General features: G+C 44.7%; 18 protein-coding genes. 9 read left to right on the top strand and 9 right to left on the bottom strand.

The window, feature by feature from the left end:
* Positions 1 to 261 precede the first annotated feature (261 nt).
* A complete protein-coding gene (gene fabB / locus R7O03_RS09555) occupies positions 262 to 1,473 on the bottom strand; it encodes a beta-ketoacyl-ACP synthase I (RefSeq protein WP_005389435.1) in 1,212 nt (403 codons plus the stop codon).
* 128 nt (positions 1,474 to 1,601) lie between these two features.
* Here fabB and mnmC point away from each other — a divergent pair, with 128 nt between their 5' ends.
* On the top strand, positions 1,602 to 3,620 hold the full coding sequence (gene mnmC / locus R7O03_RS09550) for a bifunctional tRNA (5-methylaminomethyl-2-thiouridine)(34)-methyltransferase MnmD/FAD-dependent 5-carboxymethylaminomethyl-2-thiouridine(34) oxidoreductase MnmC (RefSeq protein WP_213908094.1): 2,019 nt from the start codon (positions 1,602 to 1,604) through the stop codon (positions 3,618 to 3,620).
* A gap of 76 nt (positions 3,621 to 3,696) precedes the next feature.
* On the opposite strand, the gene R7O03_RS09545 is transcribed toward mnmC, so the two are convergent.
* The 3 genes from R7O03_RS09545 to R7O03_RS09535 form a co-directional block, all read right to left on the bottom strand.
* On the bottom strand, positions 3,697 to 4,221 hold the full coding sequence (locus R7O03_RS09545) for an NADPH-dependent FMN reductase (protein WP_005380552.1): 525 nt from the start codon (positions 4,219 to 4,221) through the stop codon (positions 3,697 to 3,699).
* 146 nt (positions 4,222 to 4,367) lie between these two features.
* Positions 4,368 to 4,631: a YfcL family protein gene (locus R7O03_RS09540; protein WP_017635933.1), complete on the bottom strand. Its 264-nt coding sequence runs from the start codon at positions 4,629 to 4,631 to the stop codon at positions 4,368 to 4,370.
* Between the two features lie 25 nt (positions 4,632 to 4,656).
* On the bottom strand, positions 4,657 to 5,187 hold the full coding sequence (locus tag R7O03_RS09535) for an elongation factor P hydroxylase (protein WP_005380546.1): 531 nt from the start codon (positions 5,185 to 5,187) through the stop codon (positions 4,657 to 4,659).
* Between the two features lie 332 nt (positions 5,188 to 5,519).
* Here R7O03_RS09535 and R7O03_RS09530 point away from each other — a divergent pair, with 332 nt between their 5' ends.
* Positions 5,520 to 6,143: a trimeric intracellular cation channel family protein gene (locus R7O03_RS09530; RefSeq protein ID WP_005380544.1), complete on the top strand. Its 624-nt coding sequence runs from the start codon at positions 5,520 to 5,522 to the stop codon at positions 6,141 to 6,143.
* 223 nt (positions 6,144 to 6,366) lie between these two features.
* Here the strand turns inward: R7O03_RS09530 and aroC are convergent, their stop codons facing one another.
* A complete protein-coding gene (gene aroC, locus R7O03_RS09525; RefSeq protein ID WP_258616204.1) occupies positions 6,367 to 7,452 on the bottom strand; it encodes a chorismate synthase in 1,086 nt (361 codons plus the stop codon).
* Between the two features lie 179 nt (positions 7,453 to 7,631).
* Complete coding sequence (gene prmB, locus R7O03_RS09520) at positions 7,632 to 8,564, bottom strand: 50S ribosomal protein L3 N(5)-glutamine methyltransferase (RefSeq protein WP_005380541.1); 933 nt, start codon at positions 8,562 to 8,564, stop codon at positions 7,632 to 7,634.
* Between the two features lie 62 nt (positions 8,565 to 8,626).
* Between prmB and smrB the strand changes: the two genes are divergently transcribed.
* Positions 8,627 to 9,157 carry an endonuclease SmrB gene (gene smrB, locus R7O03_RS09515; RefSeq protein ID WP_005380539.1) on the top strand — a complete coding sequence of 177 codons (531 nt, stop codon included), beginning with the start codon at positions 8,627 to 8,629 and terminating at the stop codon, positions 9,155 to 9,157.
* 96 nt (positions 9,158 to 9,253) lie between these two features.
* Here the strand turns inward: smrB and sixA are convergent, their stop codons facing one another.
* Entirely contained in the window at positions 9,254 to 9,718 is a 465-nt protein-coding gene (sixA, locus tag R7O03_RS09510) for a phosphohistidine phosphatase SixA (protein WP_213905662.1), read from the bottom strand.
* Positions 9,719 to 10,092: 374 nt separating this feature from the next.
* Between sixA and R7O03_RS09505 the strand changes: the two genes are divergently transcribed.
* Positions 10,093 to 12,870, top strand: coding sequence for an insulinase family protein (locus R7O03_RS09505; RefSeq protein ID WP_047104372.1), 2,778 nt, complete (start codon positions 10,093 to 10,095; stop codon positions 12,868 to 12,870).
* A gap of 167 nt (positions 12,871 to 13,037) precedes the next feature.
* Positions 13,038 to 13,292, top strand: coding sequence for a hypothetical protein (locus R7O03_RS09500; RefSeq protein ID WP_005384444.1), 255 nt, complete (start codon positions 13,038 to 13,040; stop codon positions 13,290 to 13,292).
* A 62-nt stretch (positions 13,293 to 13,354) separates the two neighbouring features.
* Here the strand turns inward: R7O03_RS09500 and fadJ are convergent, their stop codons facing one another.
* The gene (gene fadJ / locus R7O03_RS09495) at positions 13,355 to 15,466 is read right to left on the bottom strand and encodes a fatty acid oxidation complex subunit alpha FadJ (protein WP_318131685.1); all 2,112 of its coding nucleotides are present in this window, start codon (positions 15,464 to 15,466) and stop codon (positions 13,355 to 13,357) included.
* Entirely contained in the window at positions 15,466 to 16,773 is a 1,308-nt protein-coding gene (gene fadI / locus R7O03_RS09490; protein ID WP_005384447.1) for an acetyl-CoA C-acyltransferase FadI, read from the bottom strand. The genes fadJ and fadI overlap by 1 nt, the downstream gene beginning before the upstream one ends.
* A 720-nt stretch (positions 16,774 to 17,493) precedes the next feature.
* Here fadI and R7O03_RS09485 point away from each other — a divergent pair.
* The 4 genes from R7O03_RS09485 to R7O03_RS09470 all read left to right on the top strand — a co-directional run bounded on the left by R7O03_RS09485 (position 17,494) and on the right by R7O03_RS09470 (position 21,975).
* Complete coding sequence (locus R7O03_RS09485) at positions 17,494 to 18,069, top strand: sigma-70 family RNA polymerase sigma factor (RefSeq protein WP_005380528.1); 576 nt, start codon at positions 17,494 to 17,496, stop codon at positions 18,067 to 18,069.
* The gene (locus R7O03_RS09480; protein ID WP_033907380.1) at positions 18,062 to 18,793 is read left to right on the top strand and encodes a DUF3379 domain-containing protein; all 732 of its coding nucleotides are present in this window, start codon (positions 18,062 to 18,064) and stop codon (positions 18,791 to 18,793) included. The genes R7O03_RS09485 and R7O03_RS09480 overlap by 8 nt, the downstream gene beginning before the upstream one ends.
* 296 nt (positions 18,794 to 19,089) lie before the next feature.
* Positions 19,090 to 20,349, top strand: a complete 1,260-nt coding sequence (locus tag R7O03_RS09475) for an outer membrane protein transport protein (protein WP_064354222.1) — start codon at positions 19,090 to 19,092, stop codon at positions 20,347 to 20,349.
* Between the two features lie 309 nt (positions 20,350 to 20,658).
* Entirely contained in the window at positions 20,659 to 21,975 is a 1,317-nt protein-coding gene (locus tag R7O03_RS09470; protein ID WP_005380525.1) for an outer membrane protein transport protein, read from the top strand.
* The last annotated feature ends 88 nt before the right edge of the window (positions 21,976 to 22,063 follow it).

Raw genomic sequence — 22,063 nt, 5'->3', positions numbered from 1 at the left:
CGAAAAATCTCAAGATATAACACCAATAAACCTCAAGGAGGTAACTCCTATAGAATCGATTGACGGGAAGCCTAGAGAAAAGCAGAAACAGAGAAAAGAAAAAGCCCGGCTAAATAGCCGGGCAAAGTTCCAGAACAAAAGGATCCTATCCCGCTCTCCATGGGATAGAGTCTGCGTCTGTTCGATCAGTGTGACTGATCAAGCTCTGGAAACTGGATTGTTGGCGTTTACAGTACTCTCGCAAGGCGCCAACAAATTCAGTTAACCTTGGTACTTTTTAATAACCAAAGTTGCGTTTGTGCCGCCAAAGCCAAAGCTGTTTGACATTACGGTCGTTAACTCTGCATCACGTGCTTCTGTCACGATGTCCAGACCTTGTGCTGCTTCGTCCAAGTTTGAAATATTGATGCTTGGAGCAATGAAGTTTTTGTCTAGCATAAGTGTTGAGTAAATTGCTTCGTGCACGCCCGCTGCGCCGAGTGCGTGGCCAGTCATTGCTTTTGTTGCAGAGATTGCAGGGCTGTTCTCACCAAACAATTGTTGGATAGCACCAAGCTCTTTCACGTCACCAACTGGTGTCGATGTACCGTGCGTGTTGATGTAATCCACACCATCAACGTTTTGCATCGCCATCTTCATACAACGAATTGCGCCTTCACCTGATGGCGCTACCATGTCGTAGCCATCTGATGTCGCACCGTAACCTACGATTTCACCGTAGATTTTCGCACCACGTGCCAGTGCGTGCTCTAGTTCTTCAATAACCAGCATGCCGCCGCCGCCCGAGATAACAAAACCGTCACGGTCTGCATCGTATGTACGAGATGCTTTGTCTGGCGTGTCATTGTATTTGGTTGACAGTGCGCCCATCGCATCAAACATCATAGTTTGAGACCAATCTAGCTCTTCGCCGCCACCAGCAAAAACAATATCTTGTTTGCCTAGTTGAATAAGCTCCATAGCATGGCCGATACAGTGTGCAGATGTTGCACATGCAGAGCTCATTGAGTAGTTCACGCCACGAATCTTAAATGGCGTAGCAAGACAAGCAGAAACAGTAGAAGACATTGTACGAGGAACCATGTAAGGACCAACTCGCTTTACGCCTTTGGCGCGCATCGTGTCTGTCGCTACCGTTTGATTGTATGCAGAAGCACCGCCAGAACCTGCAACGATACCGGTACGATCGTTTGAAACCTGCTCTTCTGTAAGACCAGCGTCTGCGATTGCCTGCTCCATTGATAGGTATGCATAAGCAGCCGCATCACCCATAAAGCGCATCTGCTTACGGTCGATGTGTTCCGCCGGGTTGATTTTTAGATCACCCCATACTTGCGAACGAAGACCGTGTTCTTTGAACTGCTCAGATGCAGTGATGCCAGATTTGCCCGCTTTAAGAGACGCTAGAACTTCTTCGACGTTGTTACCGATACTTGAAACAATACCCATACCGGTGATTACGACTCGTTTCATTATGACATTCCTATAATTCAAAAATCCGCTAGATGATAACTAAGATAGTCAACAAAAGTGGTCAGCTTTCCCATAAATTCGTACAATCGCCCCATTCTTACCGCGCCAAATCACAAATTTGCACCATTATGACTTCAATAAAAAACGCAGAACTTGGTTGGAACGAAGCTGGTACTCCGGTTTCAGACCAATTTGATGATGTTTACTTCTCTAACGTAAACGGTCTTGAAGAGACACGCTACGTTTTCTTAAAACAAAATCATCTCCCAGAAAGATGGCAGGAATTTGACCAAAGACGTTTTGTCATTGGTGAAACAGGATTTGGCACGGGATTAAACTTCTTAGCAGTATGCCAGTGGTTTAGTGAGTTTCGTCGTCAGCATCCGGACGCAACATTGAAAGAGCTGCATTTTATTAGCTTTGAAAAATACCCATTAAGCAAAGCCGATTTAAAGAAGGCGCATGAAGCTTGGCCTGAGCTAGCTGAATACGCGGAAAAGTTACAAAAGCACTACCCTGCCGCTGTGCCGGAGTGTCATCGCATTGTTTTAGAAGACGGCGCAATCACACTCGACCTTTGGTTTGGTGACATTAAAGACTGCATGCCGCAAGTCCCATACAACGAACAAGGTTTGATTGATGCTTGGTTCTTAGATGGATTCGCGCCAAGCAAAAACCCAGAAATGTGGAACCAAGGCCTGTTCAACAACATGGCAAAGCTAGCCAAGCAAGATTGTACAGTTGCCACGTTTACCGCAGCAGGCTTTGTACGTCGTGGTTTGAACGAAGCTGGCTTTACAATGAAAAAGGTGAAAGGTTTCGGCACTAAGCGAGAAATGATCGCCGGCTCTATGGAGCAACGTGAAAAGCAATCGAACCATCTCCCTTGGTTCAATCGCTCAGCATCTAGCAATCTTGATTCGATTGCCATCATTGGTGGTGGTATAGCTAGCGCGGCGTTAGCGAAAACGTTAGTTCGTCGTGGCCAAAACGTCACCCTTTACTGTAAAGACAAACAACCAGCCAAAGGAGCTTCAGGCAATCGACAAGGAGCCGTTTATCCACTGCTTAATGGCCCGCACACGGGCGTTTCGCGTGTGTTTGCTCCTGCATTTTTGTTCGCACGTCAGTTTGTTGAACAAGCAGCACAAGAGATCGATTTTGATCATGACTGGTGTGGCGTAACTCAGTTGATGTGGGATGACAAATCCACAGACAAACTGGAGAAAATGCTTGCGGGTAACTTCACTCCAGAGCTCATTCAAAAGCTGTCCGCCGAGGAAACTGCGAACACTATCGGGTTACCTATTGATATGGCGTCTGTGCACTACCCAATGGGAGGGTGGCTGTGCCCTGCCGAGTTAACTCGCGGGTTAATTAAACAATTGGAGAAGACGTCGTTACTCTCAACGAAGTTTGAACATCTTGTTGAGGCATTAGATTGGGATGAAAAGCGTCAGCTCTGGCTACTAACGGCGAGTGGTCAAACATTTGAGCACTCAACGGTTGTAATTGCGAACGGCCATGAGTTCCAGACATTGAGTCAAACCGCTTCCCTACCAATGGGACAAGTGAAAGGACAAGTCAGTCATGCGCCAGCAACCGAAACGCTGAGTCAGCTGAAAACGGTGTTGTGTTACGACGGTTACATGACACCTGTTAACCCAAGTAATCAACACTTGTGTATCGGTGCAAGCTACGACCGCAGTCACCTTGACTACGAATTTGATGAAAACGCCCAAAAAGATAATGCGGAAAAGCTAGTGAAATGTGTACCGAATCAAACATGGGCAAAAGAGGTAGATATCACTGGTAATCAATCTCGCCAAGGTATTCGTTGTGTTAGCCGAGATCACTTACCATTTGTCGGAAATGTGGGTGACTTTGAGACGATCAAAACGCAATACGCCAACTTACAAAATCAAAAAGAAGAAGAGGTAGAAACCATTCATCAGTACCCTAACCTATTCTGCTTCTTAGGTTTAGGATCTCGTGGACTGAGCTCTGCACCATTATTAGCTGAAGTGTTGGCCTCCCAGATCTGTGGGGACCCGCTGCCATTACCTGTTGATGTATTGACCGAACTTCACCCAAGTCGAATGTGGGTTCGTAAACTAAGAAAAGGCAAAGCCATTACCGAGCTGTAAGAGTATTCTCTCGTTTTAATTCCCGACACAGATACGTGTCGGGAATCGCTAACTCACTAAGTTGCTCGTACTGAGATTACTTCAGCAGTGCAACTGCCTGTTTCACTTGCTCTGCCACTTCTGGGTTTACAACCTTACCCGATTCCACGTCAAAATTTTCGTAGAAGCTCGGCACAGATAACGATGCCTTTACATCCGCGCCAAAAAATTGAGCAGAACCTGTCGCCGCCGCAAGAACACTTTGTGCACCACCGGGACCTGGGGAAGTTGCTAAATAAACGACAGGTTTGTTTTGAAATACATTACGCTCAATGCGCGTCGCCCAATCGAACAAGTTTTTATAGGCCGCTGGGTACGAACCGTTATGCTCTGCGAAGGAAACAACGAGAGCGTCAGCCTCCGCCAAGTCACGTAAAAACGCGACAGCCCCTTCAGCTTGACCAATTTCTTTCTCTTTGTCCTCGCTAAACATTGGCGCTTGATAATCGTTTAAGTCTAGAACATTCACTTGAGCGCCTTCGACTTGGTTTGCTGCGTATGTAGCAAGTAGTTTGTTGATTGAGGTAGAGCTGGTAGATGCACCAAATGCGACAATTTTCATGGTTGTAATCCTTTGTTCACGTTTTATGCTGATCAGAATAAAAGTTGAACAGTTTCGCTACAACCACAAAAATTTTATGGAGAGGTTCGAATTTTTCGAAGTAGTAAATGACTAGGATTAAATAAAGGGAGAACGCTGCTTAGGGACTAAGCCTGAGCCTGGAGCTCTTGCCACAAATCACTGACAATCACGCGATCGGCCGGGCTTAACTCGGTACGCGCATTTTCTAAGCTGCTCTCAATGCGTGACTTCAGCTCAGTAATATCGCTAATCCCTTCTTCTTCACAAGACGCCGCGGATAAAGAGATGTGACCACGTAAATAACCACCAGCAAACAATTCATCGTCAGATGCTGTTTCAATTCGAGCATCAATCAGTTCCAGTAGTTTTTCTTCAAATTCAATAATCATGGTGTATCTCTGAGGTTATTAGTGGTTATTTAACGCAAAAGTCCGACGCTTCCAGTGGCTTAGTTTGATAAAATGCGCGCAGGGCATCAGAAAGCATTTTCACTCGCAAAGGCAAGCCAACGTCCAAAATACCTAGCACTTCTTTATGCACTTTTTTCATAAAGCCGAGCCTATCTGGTTCAAAATCGCCGTGTAGATTGTCACAACTCACCGTAAAAGGGAAGCCAGCGCTTTGTGCCAGAATCCATTCATAAGCTTGAGGTCGCACTTCAACTTTCTCAAACTCCGCTTGAACTTCTGCTGTTCGCCCATCGGGTTCATACCAATAGCCAAAATCTTCCAGCAAACGACGCTCTGGACCAGCCACACACCAATGCGAGATCTCGTGTAAAGCAGAGGCGTAAAAACCCCGAGCAAAAATAATCCGATGATGAGGGTGTTCATCATCAGCAGGAAGATAAATAGGCTCATCACCACCTAACTCTAATTTCGTATTAAATTGTTCTAAAAAGGTGTCATTAAAAATGGTGATTAAGTCTTGGTATTCGTGGGTCATCGTCGAGTTTGTACTTCAGTTTGACATGCGCTGCATATTGTCGCTGTTTTTAGCTATGAGGTAAAGGCACCCCCACATTTTTGGTTATTAGTTGAATTTATCTGAAGGTCGCTTTCTCCATACAATTTCTCATTCGTCAGCGTACTTATTTACCACTACACTCTCGCCTTATTTTGATGCCGTTCAAACCGCTATTTTTAAGCCGTTTGACTACAAGCATGTTGCTGGTTTTAATCACTTTTTAAGAGAGATAGAACCGTTTGTAAGTGTTGTTACTTCGCCTACGCTGATTCTCGTAGAACGTAGTGACTTTTTACGTTGAGTGTTTCCCTATGTTGCTAAGTGTGTTGTATATCATTGGTATCACGGCTGAAGCCATGACAGGTGCGTTAAGTGCTGGTAGAAGAAAGATGGACTGGTTTGGTGTTATGTTGGTGGCCAGCGCAACGGCCATTGGTGGTGGCACCGTACGTGACATTCTATTAGGCCACTACCCTCTTGGTTGGGTAAAAAACCCAGAGTTCCTTGCAATTACGTGTGTTGCAGGTGTGCTAACAACAGGTTTAGCGAAATGGGTGATTAAGCTGAAAGGTCTGTTCATTCGCCTCGATGCACTAGGTTTAATCGTGTTTAGTATCATCGGAACAAAAATTGCGATGGGCATGGGCTTGCACCCTGGTATTTGTATGGTTTCAGCGTTAGTAACTGGTGTATTCGGTGGGCTACTTCGTGACTTAATCTGTCGCCAAACACCATTGGTACTGCATGAAGAGCTTTACGCTTCTGTCGCTCTTATCGCATCAGGAATGTACTTAGCGCTATTAGAATTTAATGTTCCCGATGTCACTGCCACGATCATTACACTGGTTACTGGTTACATGCTGCGTATGGCTGCAGTGCGCTTTAAGTGGCGTCTGCCTTCTTTCCATTTGGAAACCGAAGGCTCGATTCATTAAGCAAAAACTACTTAAACAAAAAAGGTTGCCTGATAAAATTGTGCCACCCGCGATTCAGTGAGTGGCATAATTTTATATTCAGTCATCCTGAACAGCGACGAAGGAGCATGATTCAGGATCTATTATCCGAGCACTCTGTTGTCAGAGATGTTTCTTTCTCTTTTCATCGTGCTGAAATTAGATTCCTAGTCTCGCTATAGCTCGCTGGAATGACACAAAGCTCTTAAATCTTTGGAGTCTCGGTTTGTACGCCATGGTTTTGACCACGGTGGCGTAGTAAATGATCCATCACCACAATTGCCAGCATCGCTTCTGCGATAGGCACAGCACGAATACCCACACATGGGTCATGACGACCTTTGGTGATCAACTGAGTTGGTTCACCTTCTTTTGTGATGGTCTCACCCGGCACAGTGATACTTGATGTTGGCTTAAGCGCAATGTTAGCGACAATGTCTTGACCAGTCGAGATACCACCAAGAATGCCACCCGCATGATTACTACCAAAACCTTCAGGAGCAAGCGTATCACGGTGCTGACTGCCTTTTTGGTTTACCACCTCGAAACCGTCTCCGATTTCCACGCCTTTCACCGCGTTGATGCTCATTAGCGCGTGCGCGATGTCTGAATCCAGACGGTCAAATACAGGTTCACCAAGACCTACAGGCACGTTAGTTGCCACAACCTGAATTTTCGCGCCAATTGAGTCGCCTTCTTTTTTCAGGTCACGGATAAGTTGGTCAAACGCTTCTACTTTGTCAGCATCAGGGCAGAAGAATGCATTGTTCTCGATTTCGTTCCAATCTACCTTGTCGATAGATACATCACCCATTTGTGACAAGTAAGCACGAATCTCAACACCAAACTCATCTTTTAAGTATTTCTTCGCGATTGCACCAGCCGCCACACGCATTGCGGTTTCACGAGCTGAAGAACGGCCGCCACCGCGATAGTCGCGGATGCCATATTTTTGGTGGTAAGTGTAATCAGCATGACCCGGTCTGAACTTATCTTTGATGTCAGAGTAGTCTTTTGAGCGTTGATCGGTGTTTTCAATTAGCAAACCGATCGATGTGCCCGTGGTTTTGCCTTCAAAAACGCCAGAAAGAATTTTAACTTCATCCGGTTCACGACGTTGTGTAGTGTAACGTGATGTGCCTGGACGACGGCGGTCGAGATCGATTTGTAGATCTGCTTCTGTAATTTCCAACCCCGGAGGACATCCGTCTACGATACATCCCAGTGCGATACCGTGACTTTCCCCGAATGTCGTCACTCGGAAATGTTGTCCGATACTGTTTCCTGCCATTACTTCCTCAAGTTTTTATCGCCACGCTCTCTCAAAACAGAGCATAGCTGCTTTCCAATTCTTCGTGGATTCATAGTGGCTTTATTACGTTTTGATGTAAAGAGTTAATATCGGCGAGGTATACATAAAAAAACACCGAGCATAAAGCTCGGTGTTTTGATGTTTAGTGCAAGATTCTATTAGTCTTTGTACAGTTTAAACTCTTCTGCACACTCAACCAGCTGGTCACGCGTTAGCATAAATACGCCATGACCGCCGTTCTCGAACTCAATCCAAGTAAATGGAATCTCTGGGTACTGTTCCATCATATGAATCATTGAGTTGCCGACTTCACAAATAAGAATGCCGTTATCTGTTAGATAATCTGGCGCGTTAGCAAGAATACGACGCACTAGTTTTAGACCATCCGTACCCGCAGCTAGCCCAAGCTCAGGCTCATGCGTGAACTCATCTGGCAGGCTGTTCATGTCTTCTTCATCCACATATGGTGGGTTAGACACGATTAGATTGTATTTCTCTTTTGGAAGATCACGGAACAAATCAGAGCGAATTGGGAACACTTGCTGCTCCATGCCATGATCTTGTACGTTTTGCTCAGCCACTTGTAGAGCATCTGTAGAGATGTCGATCGCATCCACTTCTGCTTCAGGGAAAGCGTGCGCACAAGCAATCGCGATACAACCAGAACCCGTACATAGGTCCATGATGCGCGTAGGCTCTTCCACCAACCAAGGTTGGAATTCCGCTTGAATCAATTCGCCGATAGGAGAGCGTGGCACAAGTACACGCTCATCAACGAAGAACTCAAGACCGCAGAACCATGCTTTGTTGGTTAGGTATGCTGTTGGCGTACGCTCGTTGATGCGTTTTACTACGCGCTCAACAATACGCAGACGCTCGCTTGTCGTTAGGCGAGAGTTCAATACGTGCGGAGGCACATCAATCGGCAAGTATAAGGTTGGCAGGATAAGCTGAACTGCTTCATCCCACGCATTATCAGTACCATGACCGTAAAACAGGTTCGCTGCATTAAAGCGGCTTACCGTCCAACGAATCATATCTTGAAGGGTATGCAGCTCCGATACCGCTTCTTCTACAAAAATCTTATCCAAAATTGCCTCCGAAAAGCGCTACAATACTGCCAATAAAGTTTATTAATGAAATTGTTTACCTAATGAGCAAAAAAGACACCGAGAACGATGACGATTTCGCCTTGTTTCAGGAAGCAGTACAGGGCGTAAAAAAGTTGCGACAGGATACCATAATCCAGCAACCAAAAAAAAATACTAAGCAAAAAGAAATCAAGCGCTCCAACCGTGAAGCGAGTGACTCTGAATTTTACTTTTCAGACGAGTTTGTCCCTCTATTAAACGATGAAGGTCCAACTCGTTATGCACGTGACGACGTCTCCACTTATGAAGTCAAACGTCTACGTCGTGGCGTGTATGTACCGGACGTGTTCCTCGATATGCACGGCATGACACAGCAAGAAGCAAAACGCGAGCTTGGTGCGATGATAGCCTATTGCATCAAAAACGAGATTCATTGTGCGTGTGTGCAACATGGTATTGGGAAACACATCCTGAAACAGAAAGCCCCACTTTGGTTAGCACAGCATCCTGACGTTATGGCTTTTCACCAAGCGCCTCTAGAATTTGGTGGTGATGGTGCGTTGTTAGTGTTGCTTTCAATTCCTGAAAAGTAATAGGCTTACCGTAGACACGATGAAACGAAAAGGCAGGGATATCCTGCCTTTCTTATTCGGTCTCTAATTTGCAAACGCTTATTTTGGTTTAGACACTTATGGCGTAATATGCCATAGCACTTCACCATTTTGTGTTTGTAAATCATATTCAATGCACACTAGCCCTGATGTAGGAAACATCGGTGGTGTCATGTCTTTTACAAACTCTGAAGTCAGATAACCGACCAAAGGCAAATGCGATACGAACAAAAGCGAGTCCAATTGTTCGACTTCGATTAACGCACTTGCGAAATCGAAGACATGCTCGGACTGGCCATAAGGTGTAATATCTTCACAAGTTTCAATGCTTTTTGCAGAGAAATACGTACTGATCTCTTGCCAAGTTTGTTGAGCTCTAATGTACGGACTCACCAACACTTTATCGAATTGCGCAAAACCCTGTTCTTTACAGGCTCTCGCAACCGCTTCTGATTCGACTCTGCCTCTTGGGGTCAATTGTCGTGCTGCGTCTGAATCTGCAAAATGCTCGGCTTCACCGTGACGCATGATGAATATTTTCATGTTATTTCCTAGGGATAGCTAACGCTACCAAAAGGTTGACTGCTATCTTTATTAGATAGACGGGGCTAACTTTAACAATGACGAAACAAAAATACTGATATAATTATCTGTTCATTATACCAATTCGCTTGTTAAAGATAGCGACTTTCTTAACAATCTATTAAAAGAATGTACTCAGTTCATCACACTATTTAACTGTGCAATGAGTTCAGAGCATTCACTCAAACAGTTCTTCCCCATACGCAAACGCGATGGGCCTGTGCAGAAGTCTACGAATAACAAAAATACGGCAAGCAGTATTTGTCGAAACGCAAACTTTGCGCCCCCCGCGAGGGGAGCCTAAATTACTGTAATGCGAAATCTGGAGACGCATCGTGCATCTAAGTCCTAACGATTCAAATCAATACCGCTACATTACCTTGAGCAATGAACTGCGTGTACTGCTGATTCATTCCGATACAGCTCAACAGTCGGCAGCTGCTCTGGCAGTGAACGTTGGACACTTCGACGACCCAAACGATCGCCAAGGTCTGGCACACTATTTAGAACACATGCTTTTTTTGGGTACGGAAAAATACCCTAAAGTGGGCGAGTTTCAAAGCTATATTAGCCAACACGGTGGAACAAACAACGCTTGGACTGGTACAGAGCACACTTGTTTCTTTTTCAATATTGCTCCAAATGCCTTTGAAAGTGCCTTAGATCGATTTAGCCAATTTTTTACCGCACCTTTGTTTAACGAAGAAGCATTAGACAAAGAACGCCAGGCTGTCGACTCCGAATACAAGCTCAAACTCAATGATGATTCTCGTCGCCTGTATCAAGTTAACAAAGAAGTCATCAATCCAGAGCACCCGTTTTCAAAATTCTCTGTCGGAAACTTAGATACTCTTGGCGACCGAGATGGTAAATCCATCCGCGACGAAATTGTGGAGTTTCACCACTCTCAGTATTCCGCCGATTTGATGACACTGACTCTATTTGGGCCACAGCCGCTCGATGAACAGCAAGCTTGGGTAGAAGCCATGTTTGCAGACATCCCAAATCACCATCTTCGTGGAAAATCGATTGATGTACCGATAGGCACTGAGGAAAGCACGGGCATTTTGGTTCAAGTCGAGCCGCTCAAAGAGTTCCGTAAACTGATTCTCACATTCCCCATGCCGGGAATGGATGCGCATTATAGCGTGAAGCCACTCTCCTACTTTGCTCACCTTTTGGGTTATGAAGGAGAAGGCAGTTTGATGCTTCAACTCAAAGAAAAAGGCTGGATTACTTCTCTCTCAGCGGGCGGCGGCGCGAGTGGCAGTAACTACCGAGACTTTACCGTAAGCTGCACCCTGACGCCAAACGGCTTAGATCATGTTGATGATATCGTTCAAGCAGTTTTTCAATACCTCTCGATGATCAAACAAGACGGGTTAGATGAATGGCGCTATCTCGAAAAACAAGCGGTATTAGAATCGGCTTTTCGCTTCCAAGAGCCATCGCGCCCAATGGATCTCGTCAGCCATCTGGTGATCAACATGCAGCACTATCAACCGGAAGACACGGTTTATGGTGACTACAAAATGGCGGGCTACGATGAGGAGTTACAGCGTTCATTGCTGCGATACTTAACCATCGATAATGTACGCGTCACTTTGATTGCTAAAGGCCTGGAATACAACCGTACTGCCGAATGGTACTTTACCCCGTACTCCGTCACACCTTTTAGTGAAGACCAACGTCGTTTCTATCAGCAAATCGACCCAAGCTGGCAATTCGTCTTACCGGAAAAGAACCCTTATATTTGCTACGACCTCGACCCCATGCCACTCGAAAATGGTGATTCGCTGCCAGAGTTGATTGAGGATCTCGAAGGGTTTCGGCTGTGGCATTTGCAAGATGACGAATTTCGCGTGCCTAAAGGTGTCGTTTATGTCGCTATCGACAGCTCTCATGCCGTTGCATCACCAAAGAACATCGTCAAAACGCGCTTATGTGTAGAGATGTTCCTCGATTCGCTAGCAAAAGAAACCTATCAAGCAGAAATCGCAGGGATGGGTTACAACATGTACGCTCACCAAGGTGGCGTGACCTTAACCCTCTCAGGGTTCAGTCAAAAGCTGCCTCAGTTGCTAGAAATGATTCTGCACCGTTTTGCTTCTCGAGATTTCAGCCCTGCTCGCTTTGAAACCATCAAACAACAACTGTTACGAAACTGGAGAAATGCTTCACAAGATCGCCCTATTTCGCAGCTGTTTAACGCACTTACTGGGTTACTTCAACCCAATAACCCGCCTTTCGCAACCTTAGTCGAAGCGCTAGAAGAAATCGAAGTCGATGAACTCTCGGTATTCGTAGAATCCATTCTTGCAGAACTGCACGTTGAAATGTTTGTTTACGGAGACTGGCAACGCCAGCAAGCCCATGACATGGCAACGACCTTAAAGGATGCTCTAAGAGTTAACGAGCAACGTTATGAAGAGGCACTTCGTCCTCTCATTATGCTAGGTAAAAATGGCAGTTTTCAACGTGAGGTGCATTGTAATCAGCAAGATTCCGCGGTCGTTATTTACCACCAGTGCGAGGATATTGAGCCTCGTAGTATCGCGCTATACTCATTGGCCAATCACCTTATGTCGGCAACGTTTTTCCACGAAATCCGTACCAAGCAGCAATTAGGTTACATGGTAGGCACTGGCAATATGCCGCTAAATCGTCACCCTGGTATTGTACTGTATGTGCAGTCACCTAATGCAGCACCTGCCGAGCTGGTTACCTCAATCGATGAGTTTTTAAATGCCTTTTATATGGTGCTGTTAGAGTTAAACGATTACCAATGGCACAGCAGTAAGCGCGGCTTGTGGAACCAAATAGCAACGCCGGACACCACACTTCGAGGACGGGCTCAACGTCTTTGGGTTGCGATAGGAAATAAGGACACTGAGTTTAACCAACGTGACAAGGTACTGGCGGAGTTGAAGAAGCTGACGCGCGCAGACATGATTCGCTTCGTTGTGAACGAATTGAAACCTCGTACTGCAAATCGTTTGATCATGCACTCTCAAGGTCAAGCGCATTCGGAGGCTCCGCGCATCCATCTAGGACAAGAAATAGGATCGATTGAAGAGTTCCAACTTCGGCCAAAAGATTGCGGCTTGGGGTGATCTAGTTGCGCAGAAATAAAATTGTCGATTACTAGAATGAACCTACAAACCCATGAGATTGTCGGTCTCATAGATTGAATCGGCACCATAATTGGCAGAAAATTGAAATTGCGCCATTGCGGCTTATGCTCTAATTACCGCACTAAAAATAACTTAATGAGGTAATCATGAAAAAAGCACTTTTACTTGTGGCTCTTATACTGCCATTGGCATCTGCTCACGCTGAAATCTCAGTCAAAGGCGATGGTTTCGAACTAAGTGACGACTGTGTGCGCCTTAGCGGAGACAATGTATCCATCAAATCAGATGATTGCTCTTCAAAACAGTGGAATGATAAAGACAAAAAAGGTAATAGCAGCGTTCATGGGGACGACAACCCTGGTAAAGGCCACAATAAAGATAAGAAAGACAAGAAGAAGTAACCATTTCTTCTTTATGAAAAAGGCTTGCCACTGGCAAGCCTTTTTCTCTACCGAAGCAACGTTTAATAGAACGTTGTCCCTTCACCAGCTCGAGTGAGCAAACCATCACATGGCGCGTAACGATCGCCATATTTCGATGCAAACTCATTCATTTTCTCTACGAGCTCCTTAATACCAAATTGGTCCATGTAACGGAACGGGCCACCCAAGAACGGTGGGAAACCAATACCAAATATCGCGCCAATATCACCGTCACGTGGCGAGCGAATGATGCCATCATCCAAACAACGTACCGCTTCATTCAGCATTGGCAGCACACAGCGCAACGCAATATCGTTATCGCTTAGCTTAGATTCAGGGTCGAGCTTAAGCAGTTTGTAAACCGATTTGTCGACATCTTTCTTCTTGCCCTTGTAAGTGTAAAACCCCTTACCACTCTTGCGTCCTTTACGTCCATCATTTAACAAGATATCAAACACATCCGGCCCTTTGAATCGGTCACCTAACTCATTAACCAGGATCGGCATAATTTTCGCGCCAATGTCGACACCAACTTCATCCAACAAGGTAATCGGGCCAACAGGGAAACCAAAATCAAGCAACGCCGTATCAATCTTTTCGATCGGTTCGTTAGCCAACAAAATATGCGCCGCTTCGTTCATGTATGGAGCAAGAATGCGGTTCACGTAAAAGCCCGCTTTGTCTTTCACTACGATCGGGGTTTTACCTTGCTTCTTAGCAAGTGCAACAACTGTTGAAACGGTTTCATCTGACGTCGTTTCATGCGGAATCACTTCCACCAACGGCATTTTTTCTACCGGGCTGAAGTAATGCAAACCCACTACGTTTTCTGGACGCTCCGCTTTTTCTGCAATTTTGTGGATAGGCAACGAAGAAGTATTGGTCGCAAAGATAGTTTCTGTCTTAGCGTTTGCTTCAATGTCCGCCACCATTTTTTGCTTAAGATCTAAGTCTTCAAAAACGGCTTCAATTACGACATCAATATGATTAAAACTGGAAAAATCGACACCACCAGACAGTTGCAGCATTTTCGCTTGCAGATCAGCCTTGGATAGAATGCGACGTTTGCGCTGTTTCTCAAATAACTTGTAGTTGTAGTTGAGCGCATTTAAAACGCCATCGTTGCTAACGTCTTTGATGCGAACAGGTACTTTTGCTTTTGCAACAGACACATGGCTGATTCCGGCGCCCATCAGACCACCACCAAGCACACCAACTTTATGAACTGGTGCTGGTTTCGCATCCGTGCCATTTTCTTTCTTCATTTCTGTTGTGGCAAAGAAGATCGAACGGAGCGCTTTTGACTCTGAGCTCATCACAAGCTCACCGAAGCGCTTCGCTTCAAGTTCTTGACCTTTAGCGAAGCCTTTCTCTAAGCCATGTTGAATAACTTCTAGAATTGCAACCGTTGCTGGATAGTTACCGCGAGTTTTTTGATTCGTTTTCTTCGCAGCTTGCTCAAATACAAACTTGCGCCCTAGCCCGCTACCAGACATCACCTTTTCTTTCGTCGATAGCTTTTTCGTGCCCTTGTTTTTACCTTTGTCGATAAACTGTTTTGCTACGTCGAGCAAAATGGTGTCAGGCACACAGGCGTCCACAACGCCCAATTTTTTAGCTTTCTTCGCACGAAGTTGTTTACCCGTCAGGATCAAGTCCAACGACGGTAACAGGCCAATCAAACGTGGCAGACGCTGAGTACCACCAGAACCTGGCAATAAACCAAGTTGTACTTCTGGCAGACCTAAACGCGTTTTGTCAGAATCCGTACAAACACGATAATCACATGCAAGAGCCAGTTCTAAACCACCGCCCAAACATGGGCCATGAATAGCCGCAACGACAGGATAAGGTAAGTCCGATAGCTGCTGGAACAACTCCTGACCTTGCCTTGCTAAGGCTTCCGCTTCACTTGCTGTGGTGCATGCTTCTAGCATTCGAACATCAGCACCCGCAACAAAATTGTCCGGTTTTAGGGAGTGGATGATCATCCCTTTAATACCACTGGAGTCTTTTAGCTGAGCAAAAATTTCTTTCATTTCGTCAGCAAAAGCCGCCTGCAGCGTATTCATTTTTTCATTAGGAACATCGATGGCTAACCAAGCAATATTTTGCTCATCAACCTTTAGACTAAATGCTTTTTGCTCGCTCATTACTCAACCTCCAGAATCATTGCCGCACCAAGACCACCAGCAGCACATGCAGTATTCAATGCAATACCACCGCCACGGCGTTTTAGCTCTCGTAGGGTTTGCGTCATCATACGCGCACCAGTCGCAGCAAATGGGTGACCATAAGCAATTGATCCGCCAAGCACGTTGAACTTATCCATATCAATTTCACCAATCGCTTTTGAGCGACCAAGGTTTTCTTGAGCAAACTTATCGGAAGCAAACATCTTCACATTCGCCAATGCTTGAGCAGCAAAGGCCTCGTGCATGTCGATCAACGTCAGGTCTGACAGTTCCAAGCCTGTATTTTCAAGCACTTTCGCTGTGGCATAAGTTGGCCCCATCAGCATGTCCTTTTCCACGCCGATAGCAGAGAATGCATAACCTCGGATGTAACCAAGGATCTCCATTCCGAGCTCTTTCGCTTTACCTTCTCGCATCAACATCACTGCCGCACCACCATCAGTCAATGGCGTACTGTTCGCTGCCGTAACACTGCCATACTGACGATCAAACGCAGGTCGCAATTTCGCGTATCCCTCAACCGTTGAGTCATGACGGATATTGTTGTCTTCCGAAATCCATTTTTTGTATGGTTCAGGGAAAGCCGTCATCACTTCATCTTGGATTTTTCCTTCTTTCCAAGCCTGAGAAGCCAGCGTATGAGAACGATGTGCAAGCGCATCCTGTTCTGCGCGAGAAATACCATGTGTTTTAGCCATTTGCTCTGCAGTTTGTCCCATGGATAAACCCGTAGAGTACTCTGCTACTGCTGGTGGCACTGGCATCAGGTCTTTAAAGCTCAAGTTTTTGAGGATACTAAGCTTCTGACCCATTGTTTTTGTCTTACTAAGAGCAAGCAGATTAGCGGCCAGTTTCTTTGATACGCCAATAGGCAGGACGGAAGAAGAGTCTGCACCGCCAGCAATACCAATATCGATGGTTCCCGCCATGATGCTTTCTGCGACATTAACCGCCGCTTGAAAACTCGTCGCACACGCTCGAGTCACACTGTATGCATCAGTATGGATGTTCATACCAGTGCCTAACACGATTTCTCGTGCGATGTTTGGCGCTTCAGGCATTTGTACTACTTGTCCAAATACCACTTGTTCGATTAGCTTCGGATCAATATCTGTTCGAGCAAGCATTTCGCTTACTACCATTTTCCCTAAATCGACCGCTGGCACTTGGCTAAATTCCGTGCTTTGACGAGCAAAGGGAGTTCGAAGCCCCGCGACAATAGCGACACGCTCACCATTGCGTGTTTTTACTTCCTGCTTGCCCATTGTTTCTCCTTAAATACAAGAGGTCTGACCTGATGCATTGTAATGAATTTGTTAAATTTATCAAACGTGCGTTTAAATAAACGTGAAGCAAGTAGTTCAATTACTCTACTTCTTTGATTCTTATGCGATTACTAATGGTTAACTATAGAGAGTTAAAACGGTAAGAGGTATACGGAAAGTAAAATCGAAGCAAAAAAAAACCACACATAACTGTGTGGTCGGAATATCTATAAAACAATTAACTTACGCCAATTGAAAAGTAATCAGTTTCCTGATTAGGAGAAAGTAAAGTCAGCCTTCAAAAGGAAGTGTCATCTTGCTCAACATGTTAGTCGCAATGACTAACGAGATGACAAGGTGTACTATAACCCCTTCACTGCTTGATATTTTGAAATAGATCAATTTTATAGTGATTTTACGAGTTTTAAGCTCACCTAGAGCGATTATTGATTCAAAATAATTCAAGAATCCACCATCAGAAGTCCCTTTTAATGCTCCATCGAGTGAACTTATCCAAGCCATTGATTACTAATGATGATATTGTTAACAATATATATCAATTCGTGTTCGATGATATCTGACATTTGCGTATACACTTTTAGGTAACCACATGGCTTATTGTGTCAAAGGGGTTGCATGACAAATCCTGCAACCAAAACCGCTAAGCGATGAAGCAAGTAAAGTCATGCTCAGAACAAATAAGAAACTCACAGAGCGAGGATGGAGGCTCCTGTGGCCATATTAAAAATGTTTGGAAAGAAAAATTCCAACAGTCCGGTCAACTCTGATATGGACAAGCAAAGAAAATACGAAGCGCTCGTCCGAGGGTATCATCGTGACTTGTACCGCTACGCATATTGGTTGTGCAAAGATAAAGCGGTCGCGGAAGATCTAGTTCAGGAAACCTGTCTTAGAGCTTGGAAGTCACTCGATAGCCTCCAAGACGAAAAAGCTGCCAAGTCTTGGCTCATCACAATATTGAGACGAGAAAATGCGCGCCGCTTCGAACGTAAACAATTTGATTTAGTTGATATCGATGATTACGGCAATGATGCTAAAGTCAGCGATGACTCACATCATCAGCAAGAATGGCTGCAGGCACAGATCATGAAGCTCGATGTTGAATATCGTGAGCCTTTATTTCTCCAAGTTGTCGGTGGTTTCAGTGGAGAAGAAATTGGCGACATTCTTGATTTAAATAAAAACACAGTGATGACTCGACTATTTCGCGCTCGTAATCAACTTAAAGAGATGTTGGATTCTCAAGATACCAAGAGAGGACAAAAGAATGGATGATTTAGAATTTCGTCGTCGTATTTTGTCGGATCCAAAACAAAAGGATGAAGAGATTCTGCAAGCTTTAGCTGGTAGCGACGCCAACAATAAGTTTGTTGATGACGTTTTGGATCTCGATGTAAAAATTAAACAAGCCATGAATGTGGATGTACCCGAAGATCTCGCAGATAAGATTTTATTTAGCCAGACGTCGAGTGCACTTGATGAAGAGAAGGTCGTAAGACCAAACTTTGTCCGCAAAGCAATGGCACTTGCCGCTTCTATTGCGTTCACCGCAGGGTTATTAGTTGGCCAAGTAAACTGGGGAAATGTTTTGGTGTCTCCAGCACAAGCCAGTTTAGCGGATACCGCGATGAAACACGTTATTCATGAAGAACCGTTTGTTCGTCATCTTGATGAGGATGTACCGAGCTCGCAAATTAATGCGAAAATGTCGCCATTTCATTACCAGTTTAGTGAAAACTTTCCATATCACGTTTACTACCTAAACCACTGCGGTTTTGGCGAATCCAATGCGGTGCATATGGTGTTCCAAGGTCCAAAAGGTAAAGTAACGTTATTTATTACTGGTATTCCAAGCGAACAAAGTACCGACTTTAGTAAGGATGGCATGACCGGAATCGTTCAGCCCGTCGGGAGTTCAAGCCTGATTTTAGTCGGGGAAGAAGGTGAAAATATTGATGCGCTCGCTACGACTCTTGCATCAATGATTAAGCCGATGTAACAACTTCGACGATTTCCAGCCTTCAAAAGGTTAAATGCCGCTAAATGATCTTATTTAGCGGCATTTTTGTATAAATAGAACACAAAACATTCACCCCCCTATCGCATTTAGAGCTTAAACTCTAAATTATGCATTTTAAGTGCAATTTCCCGTCTTTTAGACATCATTTCTGCAATTTTTATTCAATTTTATCCAATGGTCGGATTTGTCCAAGCAACTATTGATACTACTATCTTCGCCACTGAGCAAAAGCTCAATTTATCGTCCAAAGAGACGAATCTAATAAGGAAAAACAAATGACTCAGAACACGCGTCTGTTTAAAAAGACTCTCCTAGCAGTAACGGTAGCTTTTGCCTCAGGTCAATCGATGGCAGCGGGTTTCCAAATCAACGCTCAATCAGCAACTGGCATCGGCCGTGCATTTGCTGGTGATGCGGTAATCGCAGATAATGCAGCAGTAATGGCTCGTAACCCAGCAGCAATGGCTCTGTTTGATAAAATGGAACTGTCGCTAGGTTTCGAAAGCATTACTTCAATGATTGAAGTGAAAGATGCGAAATATAACGTTAATACTCCTTTGGGCTCCAGTACTGTAAATGTTGCTGACACTGATGATGTGGGTGATACGTCAATAGCTCCAAACATTCACCTAATCGTTCCAGTAAATGACAAGTTTGCATGGGGCGTAAACGCATACTCTAATTTCGGCACTAAAACTGAATTTTCAGATAACTACACCGCAACCGAGTACGGTGGTCTTACGGATGTAAAAAGCTTCAACTTTGGATTGGCGGGTTCTTACCGTTTAAACGAACAATGGAGCTTTGGTGCTGGTTTAGATTTAATCTACGGCCAAGGCACAATGAAGCGTACAACTAGCTCTTCAGTCCCAGGGGTTGGCGGTCAAAAAATTCTGGACGTAGATAAAGCTGATGGTTGGGCTGTTGGTTTTAACGTTGGTACTGTGTACGAACTAGATGAAAACAACCGTTTTGGTCTAGCGTATCGTTACAGCCCTGAATTTACGGCGAAAGACGACAAAGGTCAGGAAATCACGCTACCTCTACCAGATATGGCCGAGTTTTCCGGTTTCCACAAAATCCAAGACACTAAATTTGCTGTACACTACAGCATCCAATACATCGGCTGGAAAGATTTCGACCAAATTGATTTTGAGAACCTAAATCAGGGTTTACTTAAAGGTGGTTACTCGAAAGACTATCAATGGCAAGATGGCTGGCACTACGCAATTGGTGGTACTTACTACCTAAACAACAACTGGACACTTCGTGCTGGTTACATGTACGACACAAGCGCTCAAGATAAAGTAACGTCTATCTCGGTACCAGACTCAGATCGCCAGTGGTTCTCCACAGGTTTCTCTTACCATATTGATAATAGCTCAAACATCGATTTTGGCTTCACGTACTTGTTAGGTGAAGATGTAAAAGTTAATGAGAATACTCAATTAGCTCCTGGTCTTTCTACCGGTGTAACAGCAACAACTCATGCTGATGCAATTCTATTCGGCTTACAATACAGCCGTAGCTTCTAAACGCTTCGCTGTTAGTTAGTAGAAAAATACTTTATATAAAAGGCTGGATTTCCAGCCTTTTTTCATATCTGCGATTTATTGCCCACTCAATTTGAGTGAACACGTGTATCTAAATCTCACAATTAGGACGCACAGCTGTTCGCTGAATTCCGTTTACAAGCCTTTCACAGTTAGATTATTAAACCACATAAATAATATTTGAAAGGATAATATTCCAAATGACCACTTACGCTGGATTTTCATTTCTAAAGTAAAAACTCTACCTTTAAACTTTCGTCCCACGTTATAAACAAATCAGCGAACATTCGAATGAAAACCAACAAGACTCTTCTATCAACAGCAGTGGCATTAAGCCTACTTGGCACAACGGGCATGGCTAACGCAGCAGGTTTCCAACTTGCTGAATATTCTGCAACAGGCCTAGGTCGAGCATATGCTGGTGAAGCTGCAATGGCTGACAACGCAAGTGCACAATGGCGTAACCCAGCAATGCTAACTTATTTGGAAGGCACTCAAGTGTCCGTTGGTGCAATCTATGTGAACCCAAATATTGATATTGAAGGTGATGTAAACTTCCACGGTAGCACTTCTTCTGCATCTTCAGATGACTTCGCACATGATGCAATCATTCCAAACTTCTACCTATCACACCAATATAATGAGAAATTCGCGATTGGTTTGGCATTTGGCACCAACTACGGCATGGAAACCGATTTAGGTAAAGGCTTTGGTGCATCGCACTTTGGTAACGAAGCAAGCGTAACGACAATGGAAGCGAACTTAAACGCAGCTTACAAAGTCAATGAATCGATCAGCGTTGGTGGTGGTATCCGTTACATCATCGGCGAAGGCAGCTTTGGCGCAGCAGCTCCTAAGAATAACGTTGTAGGGTTAAATCCTGAAACTAATCAACCAATCAGTGTTCCTCAAGGTACCGCTCTAAAATACATGGAAGGTGACGATACCGCTTGGGGCTGGCAAGTTGGTACAGCATGGCAGATCAATGAAAATAACCGTATCGGCTTCGCGTACAAATCTGAAGTTGAACTGAAGCTTGAAGGCCATGCTGAAGGTCTTGGTTTTGGCTTCGGTACTTCTGAACGCGACAACGGCTACATGTATCTAAACCTGCCTGCAACGGCTGAGTTGGCAAGCTTCCACCAAGTAACAGACCAACTTGCGTTACACGCAAGCGTTAACTGGACGGATTGGAGCTCTTTCGAGAAATTGGAAGCACGTCTAAATACTGCTGGCACGCATATGGTTAAAGTAGAAAACTGGGAAGATAATTATCGCTTTGCTGTTGGTGCTACTTACCAGCTTGATCCTAAGCTAGCGCTACGCACTGGTATTGCATACGATACTTCAGCGGTAAGCGACAAAAACCGTACGATCACTATTCCAGAAACTGACCGCACTTGGCTAAGTATTGGCGCAACGTACGATTGGACGAAAGACTTCAGCCTAGACGCTGGCTTCACCTATATTTTTGCGAAAGACGCACCAATCGTTGAGTCTCGTGGTTACAAGTCAGACGACACTGCAGAACAAGTCGGCGGCCAATTCGTAGGCGAAACTACGGGTAATGTTTGGCTAATCGGTGTTCAAGCAAACTACCGTTTCTAACCAAGCTGCAATGACCCGTCCTGATATGGGTTGACACTTTTTAACTAAAACGCTCGATGTACTTCATCGGGCGTTTTGTATTTTAAAG

It is taken from the genome of Vibrio sp. Vb2960, assembly GCF_033337665.1.
GTDB classification, from domain to species: Bacteria; Pseudomonadota; Gammaproteobacteria; order Enterobacterales; family Vibrionaceae; genus Vibrio; species Vibrio alginolyticus.
The sequence above is the reverse complement of the archived record's forward strand: the minus strand, read 5'-3'. Positions and strand labels throughout refer to the sequence as shown.